At 70.9% G+C, this 14,368-nt stretch carries 11 protein-coding genes; 8 read left to right on the forward strand and 3 right to left on the reverse strand.

Annotated features, from left to right (window positions below; all coding sequences use genetic code 11):
* Window positions 1-8: 8 nt before the first annotated feature.
* Window positions 9-1,145, forward strand: a complete 1,137-nt coding sequence (locus ACGFIG_RS24630; protein WP_393006621.1) for an acyl-CoA dehydrogenase family protein — start codon at window positions 9-11, stop codon at window positions 1,143-1,145.
* On the opposite strand, the gene ACGFIG_RS24635 is transcribed toward ACGFIG_RS24630, so the two are convergent.
* The gene (locus tag ACGFIG_RS24635; RefSeq protein WP_393006623.1) at window positions 1,131-1,880 is read right to left on the reverse strand and encodes a TetR/AcrR family transcriptional regulator; all 750 of its coding nucleotides are present in this window, start codon (window positions 1,878-1,880) and stop codon (window positions 1,131-1,133) included. The two genes, ACGFIG_RS24630 and ACGFIG_RS24635, sit on opposite strands and share 15 nt — an antisense overlap.
* Window positions 1,881-2,084: 204 nt before the next feature.
* Here ACGFIG_RS24635 and ACGFIG_RS24640 point away from each other — a divergent pair, with 204 nt between their 5' ends.
* From ACGFIG_RS24640 to ACGFIG_RS24650, 3 genes are all read left to right on the forward strand, one after another.
* Window positions 2,085-2,582 carry a DinB family protein gene (locus ACGFIG_RS24640; RefSeq protein WP_393006625.1) on the forward strand — a complete coding sequence of 166 codons (498 nt, stop codon included), beginning with the start codon at window positions 2,085-2,087 and terminating at the stop codon, window positions 2,580-2,582.
* Between the two features lie 109 nt (window positions 2,583-2,691).
* Window positions 2,692-3,333: an SIMPL domain-containing protein gene (locus tag ACGFIG_RS24645; RefSeq protein WP_393006627.1), complete on the forward strand. Its 642-nt coding sequence runs from the start codon at window positions 2,692-2,694 to the stop codon at window positions 3,331-3,333.
* Window positions 3,334-3,582: 249 nt separating this feature from the next.
* On the forward strand, window positions 3,583-5,616 hold the full coding sequence (locus ACGFIG_RS24650) for a hypothetical protein (RefSeq protein ID WP_393006628.1): 2,034 nt from the start codon (window positions 3,583-3,585) through the stop codon (window positions 5,614-5,616).
* A 140-nt stretch (window positions 5,617-5,756) separates the two neighbouring features.
* Here ACGFIG_RS24650 and ACGFIG_RS24655 read toward each other — a convergent pair whose 3' ends face one another.
* Together ACGFIG_RS24655 and ACGFIG_RS24660 are read right to left on the reverse strand one after the other, a co-directional pair.
* The gene (locus ACGFIG_RS24655) at window positions 5,757-7,748 is read right to left on the reverse strand and encodes an acyl-CoA dehydrogenase (RefSeq protein WP_393006843.1); all 1,992 of its coding nucleotides are present in this window, start codon (window positions 7,746-7,748) and stop codon (window positions 5,757-5,759) included.
* Between the two features lie 147 nt (window positions 7,749-7,895).
* Window positions 7,896-8,609 carry a hypothetical protein gene (locus ACGFIG_RS24660; protein WP_393006630.1) on the reverse strand — a complete coding sequence of 238 codons (714 nt, stop codon included), beginning with the start codon at window positions 8,607-8,609 and terminating at the stop codon, window positions 7,896-7,898.
* Window positions 8,610-8,997: 388 nt separating this feature from the next.
* Here ACGFIG_RS24660 and ACGFIG_RS24665 point away from each other — a divergent pair, with 388 nt between their 5' ends.
* The 4 genes from ACGFIG_RS24665 (at window position 8,998) to ACGFIG_RS24680 (ending at window position 14,321) form a co-directional block, all read left to right on the forward strand.
* The gene (locus tag ACGFIG_RS24665; RefSeq protein WP_393006632.1) at window positions 8,998-10,533 is read left to right on the forward strand and encodes a non-reducing end alpha-L-arabinofuranosidase family hydrolase; all 1,536 of its coding nucleotides are present in this window, start codon (window positions 8,998-9,000) and stop codon (window positions 10,531-10,533) included.
* 307 nt (window positions 10,534-10,840) lie between these two features.
* Window positions 10,841-12,520: a ribulokinase gene (gene araB, locus ACGFIG_RS24670; protein WP_393006634.1), complete on the forward strand. Its 1,680-nt coding sequence runs from the start codon at window positions 10,841-10,843 to the stop codon at window positions 12,518-12,520.
* A complete protein-coding gene (locus ACGFIG_RS24675; RefSeq protein ID WP_393006636.1) occupies window positions 12,517-13,224 on the forward strand; it encodes an L-ribulose-5-phosphate 4-epimerase in 708 nt (235 codons plus the stop codon). Before araB ends, ACGFIG_RS24675 begins: the two co-directional genes overlap by 4 nt.
* A 104-nt stretch (window positions 13,225-13,328) precedes the next feature.
* On the forward strand, window positions 13,329-14,321 hold the full coding sequence (locus ACGFIG_RS24680; protein ID WP_393006638.1) for an ABC transporter substrate-binding protein: 993 nt from the start codon (window positions 13,329-13,331) through the stop codon (window positions 14,319-14,321).
* Window positions 14,322-14,368 lie beyond the last annotated feature (47 nt).

Raw genomic sequence — 14,368 nt, forward strand, 5'->3', positions numbered from 1 at the left:
TGACGCACATGGGGAACCGCAGCATCCTCTCCGCCGACCACCTCGCGTTCGCCGAAATGGTGCGCGCCTTCATCGACAAGGAGATCACACCGCACCACGACCGCTGGGAGGACGACGGCATCGTCGACCGCGGCGTGTGGCGGGCCGCCGGTGCCGCCGGCCTGCTGGGATTCTTCGTCGACGAGCGGTACGGCGGCGGCGGGGTGACGGACTGGCGCTTCAACGCCGTCCTCACCGAGGAGATGGCCCGGGCGGGCGCGAGCGGCCCGGCGTTCGGCCTGCACAACGACATCATCGGGCCGTACCTCACCGATCTGACCAACGACGAGCAGAAACAGCGGTGGCTGCCGGGGTTCTGCTCCGGTGAGCTCATCACCGCGATCGCCATGTCCGAACCCGGCGCCGGCAGCGACCTGCAGGGCATCACGACCACCGCGGTACGCGACGGCGACAGCTGGGTCCTCAACGGGCAGAAGACCTTCATCAGCAACGGCATCCTGGCCGACCTGGTCATCGTCGTGGCCCGTACCGACCCGAGCGCGGGGCACCGGGGGATCAGTCTGCTGGTGGTCGAGCGCGACATGCCCGGCTTCGAGCGGGGCCGCAACCTCGACAAGATCGGGCAGAAGGCGCAGGACACCGCCGAACTGTTCTTCGCCGACGTCCGGGTGCCCGCGGCCAACCTCCTCGGGGTGGAGGGCCAGGGCTTCGCCTACCTGATGCGCAACCTTCCCTTCGAGCGGCTGTCGATCGCCGTCGCGGCGCTCGCCGGCGCCGAGGCGGTGTTCGAGCAGACCCTCGCCTACTGCAAGCAGCGCCAGGCGTTCGGCCGCCCCATCGGCAACTTCCAGCACAACCGGTTCGTGCTGGCCGAACTCGCCACCGAACTGCGCCTCGGCCGTGTCTTCGTCGACCAGTGCCTGGTCGAGCCCACCCTCACGGCGGAGACGGCGGCGATGGCGAAGTGGTGGTGCACCGAGTTGCAGCACCGCACCGTCGATCGTTGCCTGCAGTTGCACGGCGGCTACGGCTACATGCGCGAGTACCCGGTGGCCAAGGCGTACCTGGACGCCCGCGTCCAGACGATCTACGGCGGCACCACGGAGATCATGAAGGAGGTGATCGGTCGGTCACTCGGCTTGTGAACCGTATTCCAGCATGGGCACGAGGAACCGCCGGGCCACGGCGCGCAGCTGTTCGGCGTCGTCGATGTCCACGACCTGACTGGGGGTGATCAGGAACGAGCAGGACAGCCGCGTCATCAGTTCGGCCACCACCTCGACGTCGGCCGTGTCGGAGATGTTGCCGGCGCGTTGCTCGCGGCGGAGCTGGCCGGCGACGAACCGTTGCACCGTGGCCAGCGTCCGCCCGCCGTCGCTGATCATCGAGGGGATGAGCACGTCCGGCTCGCCGGCCATCAGCCCGCCGATCAGCGGGTTGCGGCGGAAGGCCTGCAAGGCGCTGACGAAGCCCAGGACCACCCGGTCGCCGACGGTCGAAGCCTGCTGGATCTCGAGGAGGAACTGGTCGAAGTAGCGGCGGAACTCGCGACGGACCACCTGTTCGACCAGCCTGTCCTTGCTGGCGAACCGGCGGTACGCCGTGATCCGGGAGACCCCGGCCCGCCGGGCCACGTCCTCCATGGTCGACCGCCGGATGCCCATGCGGCAGAACTGCTCGTAGGCGGCGTCGAGAATCCGCGCGGCGACCTCGTCGTTGTCGTCGGCGCGTTCCAACGCGTCGGTGAAGGCGCGCTCGAGCAGTGACTCCGAACCGGACGCGGCGCCCAGTGCGGACAGCAGCGGCTCTACGGTGTGCCCGTCGTGACCTGCCTCGGACAGACCGGGGGATGACGCGTTCGCGGAATCGGTCCGGGCCATGGTTGCCCTCTCGTGAGATACGGTGACGCGATTTTTGCATCACGGTACCAATCACGAGCTCGGAACTTCGAACACTGCGGAGCCTGTCCGCCGTGGCGGGCGCCGGTGTGCTGGCTCCTCGACGTGCTCGGGACGGGCCGGGTTGGCGGGGAGGTGGCGCTGCGTGGCGTCACTCCCGGGCAACTGTCTGCGATGCTGTCGTCCATGCCTTCCTATCCGCCCACCTTCGCCGACCAGGTCGTCGCACAGCCACCCCGTGCCCAGTTCGAGGCGTTCCTCGACGAGCACCGCCGCGCGCTCAACGGCTGCCTGGACGGGCTGACCGAGGAACAGGCGCGCCGATCGTTGGTGGCGTCCCGGACGACGCTGCTGGGTCTCGTGAAGCACGCGACCTTCGTCGAGAGGGTCTGGTTCGACGAAGCCGTCACCTGCCGGTCGCGAGCTGAGATCGGCATCCCCGCGACGCCGGACGAGTCGTTCATCCTCGATGACGACGACACGATCGCCACCGTCCAGCGCGCACACCGCGAAGCCTGCGAAGCAGCACGCCGGGCGACGTCATCCCTGGGTCTGGACGACATCCTGCGCGGGAACAGACGCGGCCCACTTCCGCTGCGATGGGTGTATCTCCACGTGCTGCGCGAGCTAGCCCAGCACTGTGGGCACGCGGACATTCTCCGGGAGCAGCTCCTCAACGAGTAGTGCGCGACTCGGTGGGGCTCTCCGGGCGTCGGTGCCGGGCGACCGGCGTCGGGGTCTGCGGGTTGATCGGGGACAACCCTCGGCAGGAGACGCTCGTAAGATCATCGTCATGCAGCTGATCGAACGGCCGTGGGGTGTCACCGCGTACGGCGCGGCGAGCGTGAAGTCCATGCCGGACATGGTCCGGGCGAGGTTCCGGGTCGTCCGGGTGGAACAGACGCCGTCAGACGCATTCGCCACGGCGGCTGAGGCGGTGGGCGCGGTGCGTCAGGCGCTGCGGAACCACGGCGTCGCCGACAGCGCCGTGGAGCGGTCACGGCTGGACCTCAAGAGTTCGTGGAGCGGCTACGGCTCGGAACGGGTGTTCCTCGGCTACCAGTGCCAGGCGTCGTTCGCCATGGAGTCGCGCCGTCTGGATGTCGTTCAGCAACTGCTCGACGACGTTGTGGCCGCTGGTGCGAACGAGATCGAGGCGGTTGACTTCGACGTCACGACGAAGGCCGAGATGCGTGCGGAAGCTCGGCGTCAGGCGGTAGGGGCTGCTCGACGGAAGGCCGAGTTGTACGCCGACGCGGCCGGTGTCCGGCTCGGTGCTGTCGTGCACATCGACGACGTCGATCCAGAAGACGTGGGACACGAACGTTACCGTGGCCACGGTTCGGGCGGCCAGGCTTCCGCCCAGGATCTCGCACCCGGGCACGTGGTGGTCTCGGCTGCGGTGATCCTCGGTTTCTCGATCACCCACGACTGACACCGCGTCGAGAGCGCACCGGATGCGCCACCGCCACCGTCGGGTGTGACACCGGCGGGATGGTGTCCGGGTCGGCCTGGCGTCGTCTTCGCGATGCGGTCCTGCTGCGCGGCGGTGCTCCGGTGGGCGCCGAACGACGTGCGGGACCCCTTGCCGAGATCCAGTCACGAGCGTAGGAAGAACACCACGCTGCAACCACCACCGCCGGCTTCCGCAGCGCGTGACCGTCCAGTGTCGAAGGAGACGCGCGTGACCACACCCAGACGGCTTCGTCTCGTCATGTCCGCGCTGGTGACCGCAGGTGCCGTCCTGCTCGGCGCGGGCGCCGCCGCGGCGCCGCCCGCGACCGCCGTACCGGCCGGACAGGGCAGCTGCGACCCGATCGATCCGAAGGCCTGCCTGCTGCCGTTCCCGAACGACTTCTTCACCGTGCCGGACCGGACCAGCCGGACCGGCAAGCGGGTGCGGTTCGCGGCCTCCGCGATGCCCGCCAACGCGACGGGTACTCCGATCGACCCGACGGAGTGGAACCGGCAGGACGGGTTCAGCCCCGGCTCGCCGATCCTGGTGCGCGTGCCCGGCCTCGACGTCGCCGCGACCGGGATCGCGCCGGTCACCGACATCGGTCGCTCGCTGGCACCGGACGCGCCGATCGTGCTGCTCGACGCCCGCACCGGCAAGCGCACGCCGTACTGGGCCGAGCTTGACGCGCGCGCAGCCGACCAGCCGGACCGGCAGGTGCTGATCGTCCGGCCGGCGGTGGCGTTGACCGAGGGCACCCGGTACGTCGTCGGCCTGCGCGGCATGCGTGACGCCGACGGGGCGCTGATCCCGGCGCCGAAGGCGTTCACGTCGTACGTGACCGGCGCCGGCCTCGACCGTCGGGACCCTCGTGTCCCGCAGGTGAAGCGGATCCTCGCCGACCTGACCCGGGCGGGCGTCAAGCGGCACAGCCTCTACCTCGCCTGGGACTTCACCGTGGCCAGCCGGCAGAGCCTGACCGGGCGGACGCTGGCGATCCGTGACAGCGCGTTCGCCGCCCTCGGCCGGGCCGCGCCGTCGTTCACCGTCACCCAGGTGACCGACTACCCGCCGGAGCAGGAGCCGCTGATCGCCCGGCAGGTGACCGGCACCGTCGAGGTGCCGTCGTACCTGACCGGCGACGGGCTGCCCGGCTCCCGGCTGCACTACGGCCCGCTCGACGGCGGCGGGACAGCACCGACGCCGGACGCCCTGCCCACGCCGTCCGGCGCGACGGTGGCGGCGGACTTCGTCTGCAACATCCCGCGCAGCGCCTCCGCCGCGAGGCCGGCGCACCTCTCGCTCTACGGCCACGGTCTGCTCGGCCGGCCGACCGAGATCAACGCCGCCAACGTCAGGACGATGTCGCACACGTACGACTTCACCTTCTGCGCGACCAGCTGGATCGGCATGGCCGCCGGCGACCTCTCCTACGTGGCCGGCGCCTTCACCGACCTCCGGGCCTTCCCCGCCGTGGTCGACCGGTTGCAGCAGAGCTACCTGAACTTCCTCTTCCTGGGCCGCACGATGATCCATCCGGGCGGGTTCGCCGCCCATCCGGCGTTCCGCGACGCGACCGGACGACCGCTGATCAACGTTGCCGGCGGGCTGCACTACGACGGCAACAGCCAGGGCGGCATCAACGGCGGCGCGCTCACCGCCATCGCCCAGGACTGGACCCGGTCGGTGCTGGGCGTGCCGGCGATGAACTACTCCACGCTGCTGCAACGCAGCGTGGCCTTCACCCCGTTCCAGGCGACCCTGGACCGCTGGTACCGGGACAAGGCGGACCAGCAGCTCATTCTCGCGCTGCTGCAGATGCTGTGGGACCGCTCCGAGGCCAACGGGTACGCCCGGCACATGACCGACCGGCCGCTGCCGGGCACCCCGGCACACCAGGTGCTGATGCACGTGGCCTTCGGTGACCAGCAGGTTTCCCCCGCCGCGGCGGAGGTCCAGGCGCGCACCATCGGCGCCCGCCTGCACACCCCCGCCCTCGCCGACGGCTGGTCACCGGACGTAAGGCCGTACTGGGGCATCGCGCCGATCCGCAGCTATCCGTACACCGGCTCGGCGATGGTGGTCTGGAACAGCGGCGCGGCGTACGCGCCACCGCCGACGAACCTCGCCCCAACCGGGCCGGAGTACGGCGAGGACTCGCACGAGTTCCCGCGCGCCCAGGCCGCGGCCCAGCGGCAGAAGGCGGTCTTCCTGCTCACCGGCAAGGTCATCGACGTCTGCGACCGGAAGCCCTGCGCGTGACGCGGTAACCGGTAGCGCGCGGTTTCCCGGTCGTGCGCGGGCGTTCCGGGAGCACGACGCCGACGGCGGTGCCGATGATCATGAACGCCAGCCGGACCCCTCCGGCTGGCCGCTGCCCTGCGGGCCGCTGTCGTCAGGACCTAGGCGGGAACCCGCTGCGGGTCACCGGCGGCGTCGTGGGCGGCCATGCTCTCCTGCCGCTGGGGCTCCTCGCGCAGGATGGCGCAGTGCAGCCACGCGTCCGGGATGGCGAAGCCGTCCACGAGCGTCCGCATGTGCGGGCGCAGCTCCTTGAGCAGGCTGTTCACCACGCCGGTGATCGCCTTCGAGCGGGCCGGCGTGAGACGGCCGTGCTCCAGGAACCAGCCCTTGTGGGCCTCGATGACGCTGAGCGCGTACAGGTCACAGACCTGGGAGAGCAGCTCCTGGACCGCCGGGTCCGCAGTGTCCTCGATGCCGGCGACGAACGCCTCCAGGGTGACCCGGTCGATGTGCGCGGCGGCCACGGCGAGGACGTGGTCCTGCACGTCGTTGAAGATGTCGAAGGGACGGTCCTTCTTCGTGGCCGCGCCGCCGCGCAGGCGACGGACCGCGCCGTCGAGGAGGTGCCGCTCCCGGTCCTCGAAGAGCTTGAGCTGCCAGCCGCGGTCGGTGACGGCGACCTCGTCGTCGCGGCCGGGCACGGCGCTGATCAGGCGCTCGATGAGCGACCGCGCGGCGGTGCGCTCGAGCACCATCTCGCGGACCTGTTCGGCGACGAAGGAGGCGCGCCCCCAGCCGTCCAACGAGCCGAACTCGTCCCGGTAGCCGGTGAGCAGCCCCTTGGCCACCAGTTGCAGCAGCACCGTGTTGTCGCCCTCGAACGTGGTGAAGACGTCGGTGTCGGCCTTGAGGCTGGGCAGCCGGTTCTCGGACAGGTAGCCGGCGCCGCCGCAGGCCTCGCGGCAGGTCTGGATGGTGCGGGTCGCGTGCCAGGTCTGCGCGGCCTTGAGGCCGGCGGCCCGGGACTCCAGCTCCCGCTGCCGGTGCTCGTCGACCGGCCCGTCGCCGCTCTGCACCTGACTGAGCGCGGCGACCAGCTCGGCCTGGGCGAAGGTCAGCGCGTACGTGGTGGCCAGCGCGGGCAGCAGCTTGCGCTGGTGGGCCAGGTAGTCGTTGAGCAGCACCTCCCGCGCCGCGTCGGGAGTGCCGAACTGGCGGCGGATGTCGCCGTAGCGCACCGCGATGGCCAGCGCCGACTTGGTGGCCGCCGACGCGGCACCGCCCACGCTCACCCGGCCACGGACCAGGGTGCCGAGCATGGTGAAGAACCGCCGCGAGTCGTTCTCGATCGGGCTGGAGTACGTCCCGTCCTCCGCCACGTCGCCGTACCGGTCCAGCAGCATGTCCCGGGGCACCCGCACGTGGTCGAAGCTGAGCCGCCCGTTGTCGACGCCGAGCAGCCCGGCCTTGGCCCCGGCGTCGCCGATGGTCGCGCCGGGCAGCGGGGCGCCCTGCGCGTCGCGGATCGGCACCAGCCACGCGTGTACGCCGTGCCGCCGTCCGCCGGTGATCAGCTGCGCGAAGACCACCGCCATCCGCCCGTCCCGGGCCGCGTTGCCGATGTAGTCCTTGCGGGCCGCCTCGTGCGGGGTGTGCAGGTCGAAGGTCTGCGTCTGCGGGTCGTACGTGCAGGTCGTGCGCAGCTGCTGGACGTCGGAGCCGTGGCCGGTCTCGGTCATCGCGAAGCAGCCGAAGATCCGGCCGGAGATGATGTCCCGCAGGTAGGCGTCGTGGTGCCGTCGGGTGCCGAGGGCCGCGACCGCGCCGCCGAACAGGCCCCACTGCACACCTGCCTTGACCATCAGCGACAGGTCGACCTGGGCCAGCATCTCGGTGGCGACGATCGACGCGCCGACGTCGGATCCGCCGCCGTACTCGGTGGGGAAGCCCGAGGCGATCCCCAGCTCGACGGGGAGCTCGTGGAGCAGCCGGGTGATCCGCTCACGTGCCTGGTCACCGCTCTCGCCGTACACCGGGAGGAAGCGCGCGTCGAGGTGCTCCCGGTGCGCCTTGCGGACCTCGGCCCACGGCCCGTCGAGCGTCTCCTGCAGGCGGGCGAGGTCGATGCGGCCGGACGCGTGCTCGGGCATGGTCACCCCTCGAATAGCGGACATATACGCACAGTCTGTACCCGATCAAGGGTACCGGCTGGACGGAGCCCAGGCACCGGTCGCCGGCAGGACAAGGTCACATCTCACGTCGACGACCACGCCGATCCCTGTCCCGCCGCGCCGCCGTCAGGCCAGGAGGCGCTCGCGCATCGTCGCGCCCAGGTTGATCGCGCCCACCGGCCGGGGACCGGTCGGATCGTGCACGGCGAAGCTGTTGTTGCGGCGCATCAGCTCACGGACTGGAGGCGGCAGCCGGGGTGGGTCGTCCATCGCCGCGAGGACCTGCGCGGCGCTCGAGATCAGTCGGTCGGCCAGGGCCGCGGCGTCGGTGTCGAGCCGCACCCGGCCGTACTCCCAGCCGGCCGTGGTCAGGTCGAGCACCTCGAACACGCGGGTCACCAGCGGGTTCGGGTCGGTCACCCGGTCGAGCCGGGGCGCCTGGCTGCCGACCACCGTGACGGCGGCGGCCACCTGGGCGTACGGGTGGAAGCCGCACGGCAACGCGAACAGCGGCCACCGCAGGGCCTGGCCGGCCTCCACCCACAGCGGCCGGTAGTTGCGGCGGTTCACCAGGAGCCGCCGGCCGGTCCGTCGGTGGATGTCCTGGGCCTGGGCCTGCAGGTCCGCGTGGGCCTCGTCGGCGACCTGGCTCACGATCCGGGCCGCCACCACCAGCCCGTCGTCGCTGTCGAGCGTCGCGGCGATCGCCTGGACCTGCTCGCCGAACGGGACCCGCGCGTGGGTGCCGTAACGCTGCCGGACGTCCCGTAGCAGCGCTTCCTGTCGTCCCGCGTCGAGTTGGACCCGCCCGCCGCCCAGTAGCCGCTGCAGCCAACGCATGTCGCCTCGTTTCAGCAGAGCCGTCCCGGACCGCGGCAATGCTAGTGCGTCGGAGGTGGCACGCACGGCAGGGGTGGCCGGTCGGCACGGCGCACCCGTGTGCCCGGCTGGCGACGGTGTCGCGGCCCACCCGGTGTCGCGGCCCGCCACCGGCGCTGACGGCACGGCCCGTTACGACTTGACGAACGACATGTTATCGCTCACAGTCGATGGCTGAGGGCGTCGGCAGTGGCTCACCGGGCGAGCCGTGCTGATCCGCCTCGGTTCGGGATCCGCCAGGGCGTGCACGTGACGTGTCGGCGCTTGATTCTGCGCGCAAGGGGCCTGGCCGCCCGTCGTGTCGCGCTCATCTCCGTACGCCATGAGGTTCTGTCATCTAGGGAGGATCATGTCCGCCGTTCGTAGAGTTCTGTCGATCGCGCCGCCGTCGCGGCGGCGCGGGTGGTTGCTGCGGATCGTCGCCGCCGGCATGACCGTGCTGGTCGGTGGCGCCGTCGCGGCGGTCGTGTCGTCGCCACCCGCCGCCGCGGCCACGGTCGACACCAGTGCCTGGTACGTGTTGCTCAACCGCAACAGCGGCAAGGCGCTGGACGTGTACAACCTGGCCACGAATGACGGCGCCCGCATCGTGCAGTGGGCGCGCAACAACGGCAACCAGCAGCAGTGGCAGTTCGTGGACTCCGGCGGTGGCTACTACCGGCTGCGCTCGCGACTGTCGGGCAAGGTGCTGGACGTCTACAACTTCTCGACCGCCAACGGCGGCAGCATCGTGCAGTGGACCGACAACAACACGACCAACCAGCAGTTCCGGCTGGCCGACTCCGCCGGTGGCTACGTCCGCCTGGTCAACCGCAACAGCAACAAGGTGGTGGAGGTGCAGGGCGCCTCGACCGCCGACGGCGGCAGCGTCGTGCAGTACGACGACTGGAACGGCAACAACCAGCAGTGGCAACTCGTCCGCGTCGACGGCGGTACCGACCCCACCACGCCGCCGCCCACGACGCCGCCCCCCGGCACGTGCGCCCTGCCGTCGACGTACCGCTGGTCGTCGACGGGTGCGCTGGCGCAGCCGAGGGCGGGATGGGTGTCGCTGAAGGACTTCACCCACGCCCCCTACAACGGTCGGCAACTGGTCTACGCGACCACCCACGACACCGGGACGACGTGGGGCTCGATGAACTTCGGCCTCTTCACGAACTGGTCCGACATGGCCTCGGCCAGCCAGAACCAGATGCCGTTCGCCGCCGTCGCGCCCTCGCTGTTCTACTTCGCCCCGAGGAACATCTGGGTCCTGGCCTACCAGTGGGGCGGACCCGCCTTCTCCTACCGCACGTCGAGCGATCCCACCAACGTCAACAGCTGGTCGGCGCCGCAGACGCTCTTCTCCGGAAGCATCTCCGACTCGGGCACCGGCCCGATCGACCAGGCCGTCATCGGTGACAGCACGAACATGTACCTGTTCTTCGCCGGGGACAACGGCAGGATCTACCGGGCCAGCATGCCCATCGGCAACTTCCCGGGCAGCTTCGGCTCCACCTCGACGGTGATCATGAGCGACACGACGAACAACCTGTTCGAGGGCGTCCAGGTCTACAAGCTCCAGGGCCAGGAGCGGTACCTGATGCTCGTCGAGGCGATCGGCGCGCAGGGCCGCTACTTCCGCTCCTTCACGGCCACCAGCCTGGGCGGTACGTGGACGCCCCAGGCCGCCACCGAGGGCAACCCGTTCGCCGGCAAGGCCAACAGCGGCGCCACCTGGACCAACGACATCAGCCACGGCGAGTTGATCCGCAGCAACGCCGACCAGACCATGACCGTCGATCCCTGCAACCTGCGGTTGCTCTACCAGGGTCGTTCCCCCAACTCCGGCGGCGACTACGGTCTCCTGCCGTACCGGCCGGGTCTGCTGACCCTGCAGCGGTGACGGCGTGACGCGGTTCGGCCCGACCGTCGCCGTCGGCTCCTGACCTCCGCGCGAGAAACGGCGGGGCGCCGACGAGCAGCGAGCGAATCGCGATCAGGATCATGCGAAGGGGCGGGCCCGGCACTGTGCCGGGCCCGCCCCGAAGCGTGCGGGGCGCGAGGCGCCGGGCTGCGCAGCCCGACGCCGGCGTCCCCGGTCCGGCCCGAACGCGGCGATTGTCCCTCCATTTCGGAGCTGTTGCCGGCTGATGTCTTGACGGCATTCGATGTGAGCGTTAACACTGAAGCGTCGTCGCGCGGAGGTGGTCATGGGCGGGTGGGACGGTACGGGCGATCGCTACGTGGTCGGAATCGACTACGGCACGCTCTCCGGGCGGGCCCTGGTGGTCCGGGTCCGCGACGGCGCCGAAGTCGGAACCGCGGTGCACGAGTACCGCCACGGCGTGCTCGACGCGGTGCTCCCCGACGGCGGCCCCGCACTGCCCCCCGACTGGGCCCTGCAGGATCCGCAGGACTACCGCGACGTCCTGCGCCACGCGGTCCCCGCCGCCCTGGCCGACGCCGGCGTCGACCCGGCACGGGTCATCGGCGTCGGCACCGACTTCACCGCCTGCACCGTGCTGCCGACGCTCGCCGACGGCACCCCCCTGTGCGAGGTCCCCGAGCTGCGCCACCGGCCGCACGCCTGGGTCAAGTTGTGGAAGCACCACGCCGCCCAGCCGCACGCCGACCGCATCAACGCCCTGGCCCACGAGCGGCACGAGCCGTGGATCGGCCGCTACGGCGGCAGGATCTCCGCCGAGTGGCAGTTCGCCAAGGGCCTGCAGATCCTCGACGAGGATCCGGAGGTCTACCACCGCGCCGAGCGCTTCATCGAGGCCGCCGACTGGATCGTCTGGCAGCTGTGCGGCGAGGAGACCCGCAACGTCTGCACCGCCGGATACAAGGGCATCCGGCAGGACGGCCGATACCCGTCGACCGACTACCTGAGCGCCCTGCACCCGCACTTCGCCGACTTCCTGACCAAGCTGGACGGCCCGCTGCTCCCGCTGGGCGGGCGGGCCGGCACCCTCAGCGCCCGCGCCGCCGCCTGGACCGGGCTGCCCGAAGGCATCGCGGTCGCGGTCGGCAACGTCGACGCCCACGTCACCGCCGCAGCCGCCCAGGCCCTGCGGCCCGGTCGACTGGTGGCGATCATGGGCACCTCCACCTGCCACGTCGTCAACGGTACCCACCCGGCCGAGGTGCCGGGGATGTGCGGTGTCGTCGACGGCGGCATCAGCGCGGGCGCGTGGGGCTACGAGGCCGGGCAGAGCGGCGTCGGCGACATCTTCGGCTGGTTCGTCAGGCACGCCGCCCCGGCCGGGATCGCGTCGCACGAGCGGTTGACCGAACTGGCCGCCGACCAACCGGTCGGGGCACACGGCCTCGTCGCGTTGGACTGGTGGAACGGCAACCGGTCACCGCTGGTCAACCACGACCTCAGCGGGCTGGTCGTCGGCCTGACCCTGGCCACCCGGCCGCAGGACGTCTACCGGGCGCTGCTCGAGTCCACGGCGTTCGGCACCCGGATGATCATCGAGGCGTTCGTCGAGGCCGGGATACCGGTCACCGACCTGGTCGTCGCCGGTGGCCTCGCCTCGAACCGGCTGCTCATGCAGATCTACGCCGACGTCACCAACCGCCCGCTCGGCATCATCGGCTCCAGCCAGGGTCCGGCGCTCGGCTCGGCGATCCACGCGGCCGTCACCGCCGGGGCGTACCCGGACGTCCACCGGGCCGCCGAGGCGATGGGCCGGGTGCACGAGGGCGTGTACCAGCCGCACCCGGACGACGCGCGGGCGTACGACGCCCTCTACGCCGAGTACCGCACGTTGCACGACCACTTCGGCCGCGGCGGCAACGACGTCATGCTCCGCCTGCGGGCGATCAGGAACACGGCCCTGGAAGCGGCACGGACCGACCCGGTTCTGGAGGTGCTCGGATGAACACCGACGTGGCGCGGCAGGTGAGCGCCCTGCGGGAGACGGTGGCCCACCTGCACGGCGAGTTGACCCGGTACGCGCTGGTGGCCTGGACCGCCGGCAACGTCTCGGCGCGGGTCCCGGGCCAGGACCTCATGGTGATCAAACCCAGCGGAGTCGACTACGACGCCCTGACGGCGGACACCATGGTCGTCTGCGACCTGAACGGGACCGTGGTCGACGGGGGCGGGACACCGTCCAGCGACACGGCCGCGCACGCCTATGTCTACCGGGCCATGCCGCAGGTCGGCGGCGTCGTGCACACGCACAGCAGCTACGCCACCGCCTGGGCCGCGCGGGGTGAGGCCATCCCGTGCTGGCTGACCGCGCAGGCCGACGAGTTCGGCGGAGAGATCCCCGTGGGTCCGTTCGCGCTGATCGGTGGGGACGACATCGGCAAAGGGATCGTCAGCACCCTGTCCGGGCATCGCTCGCCCGCGGTGCTCATGCGCAACCACGGGGTCTTCACGATCGGCAGGGACGCCCGGGCCGCGGTCAAGGCCGCGGTGATGTGCGAGGACGTCGCCCGCACCGCGCACCTGGCCCGGGCACTCGGGCAGCCGCTGCCGATGGCGCAGGCCGACGTCAGCTCGCTGTACGACCGCTACCAGAACGTCTACGGCCAACGCCCGACCACCGGGTCACCGGGAGCGCCACGAGGTTCCTGACCGGCGGCACCCGCCCGGCAAGGCCCTGCTCGACGCCCCTGACCACCACACCGGGACACGCACGCCCAGGCAGGTGTCCGGATCACCCCACCCGAGGAGAACCGATGAGAACCAGGAGAACGATACGCACCCTCGTCGCAGTCGTCGCCACCGTGCTGCTCACGGGCAGCGCGGCGGCCTGCGGCAACAGCGACACGGGCGGTGGCTCCGCCGACGACGGCACGCTCACGCTGGGCTTCTCGCAGGTCGGCGCGGAGAGCGGCTGGCGGACGGCGAACACCACCTCGATCAAGGAGGCCGCCACGGCGGCCGGGATCGAGCTGAAGTTCGACGACGCGCAGCAGAAGCAGGAGAACCAGATCAAGGCGATCCGCAACTTCATCCAGCAGAAGGTGGACGTCATCGCCTTCTCGCCGGTGGTCGAGTCCGGTTGGGACACCGTGCTCAAGGAGGCCAAGGACGCCGGCATCCCCGTGATCCTCACCGACCGCGCCGTCGACTCGGCCGACAAGTCCCTCTACAAGACCTTCCTCGGGTCGGACTTCGTCAAGGAGGGCCGCCTCGCCGGCGAGTGGCTGGTGGCGCAGACCAAGGGCGCCAGTGGCCCGGTGCACATCGTCGAGCTGCAGGGGACGACCGGATCGGCGCCGGCCAACGACCGCAAGGAGGGCTTCGCCGAGGCGATCGCCGCCAACCCGAACCTGAAGATCGTCGCCTCGCAGTCGGGGGACTTCAAGCGGTCCGACGGCAAGCAGGTCATGGAGCAGTTCCTCAAGGCCAACCCGAAGATCGACGTGCTCTTCGCGCACAACGACGACATGGGTCTGGGCGCGCTGGAGGCGATCACGGCGGCCGGCAAGGTGCCCGGCAAGGACATCACCATCATCACCATCGACGCGGTGAAGGACGGCATGCAGGCCCTCGCGGACGGCAAGTTCAACTTCATCGCCGAGTGCAGCCCGCTGCTCGGCCCCCAGCTGATGGACCTGGCGAAGAAGGTCCACGCCGGCGAGGAGGTGCCCGCCCGGATCGAGACCGAGGAGACCACCTTCACCCAGGAGCAGGCCAGGGAGGCACTGCCCAACCGCAAGTACTGACCGGTGCCGGGGCCGCCGCCCGGCGGCGGCGACCCCGGCTCGTCGCT

It is taken from the genome of Micromonospora sp. NPDC049048, from assembly GCF_043197615.1.
Taxonomy (GTDB): Bacteria; Actinomycetota; Actinomycetes; order Mycobacteriales; family Micromonosporaceae; genus Micromonospora.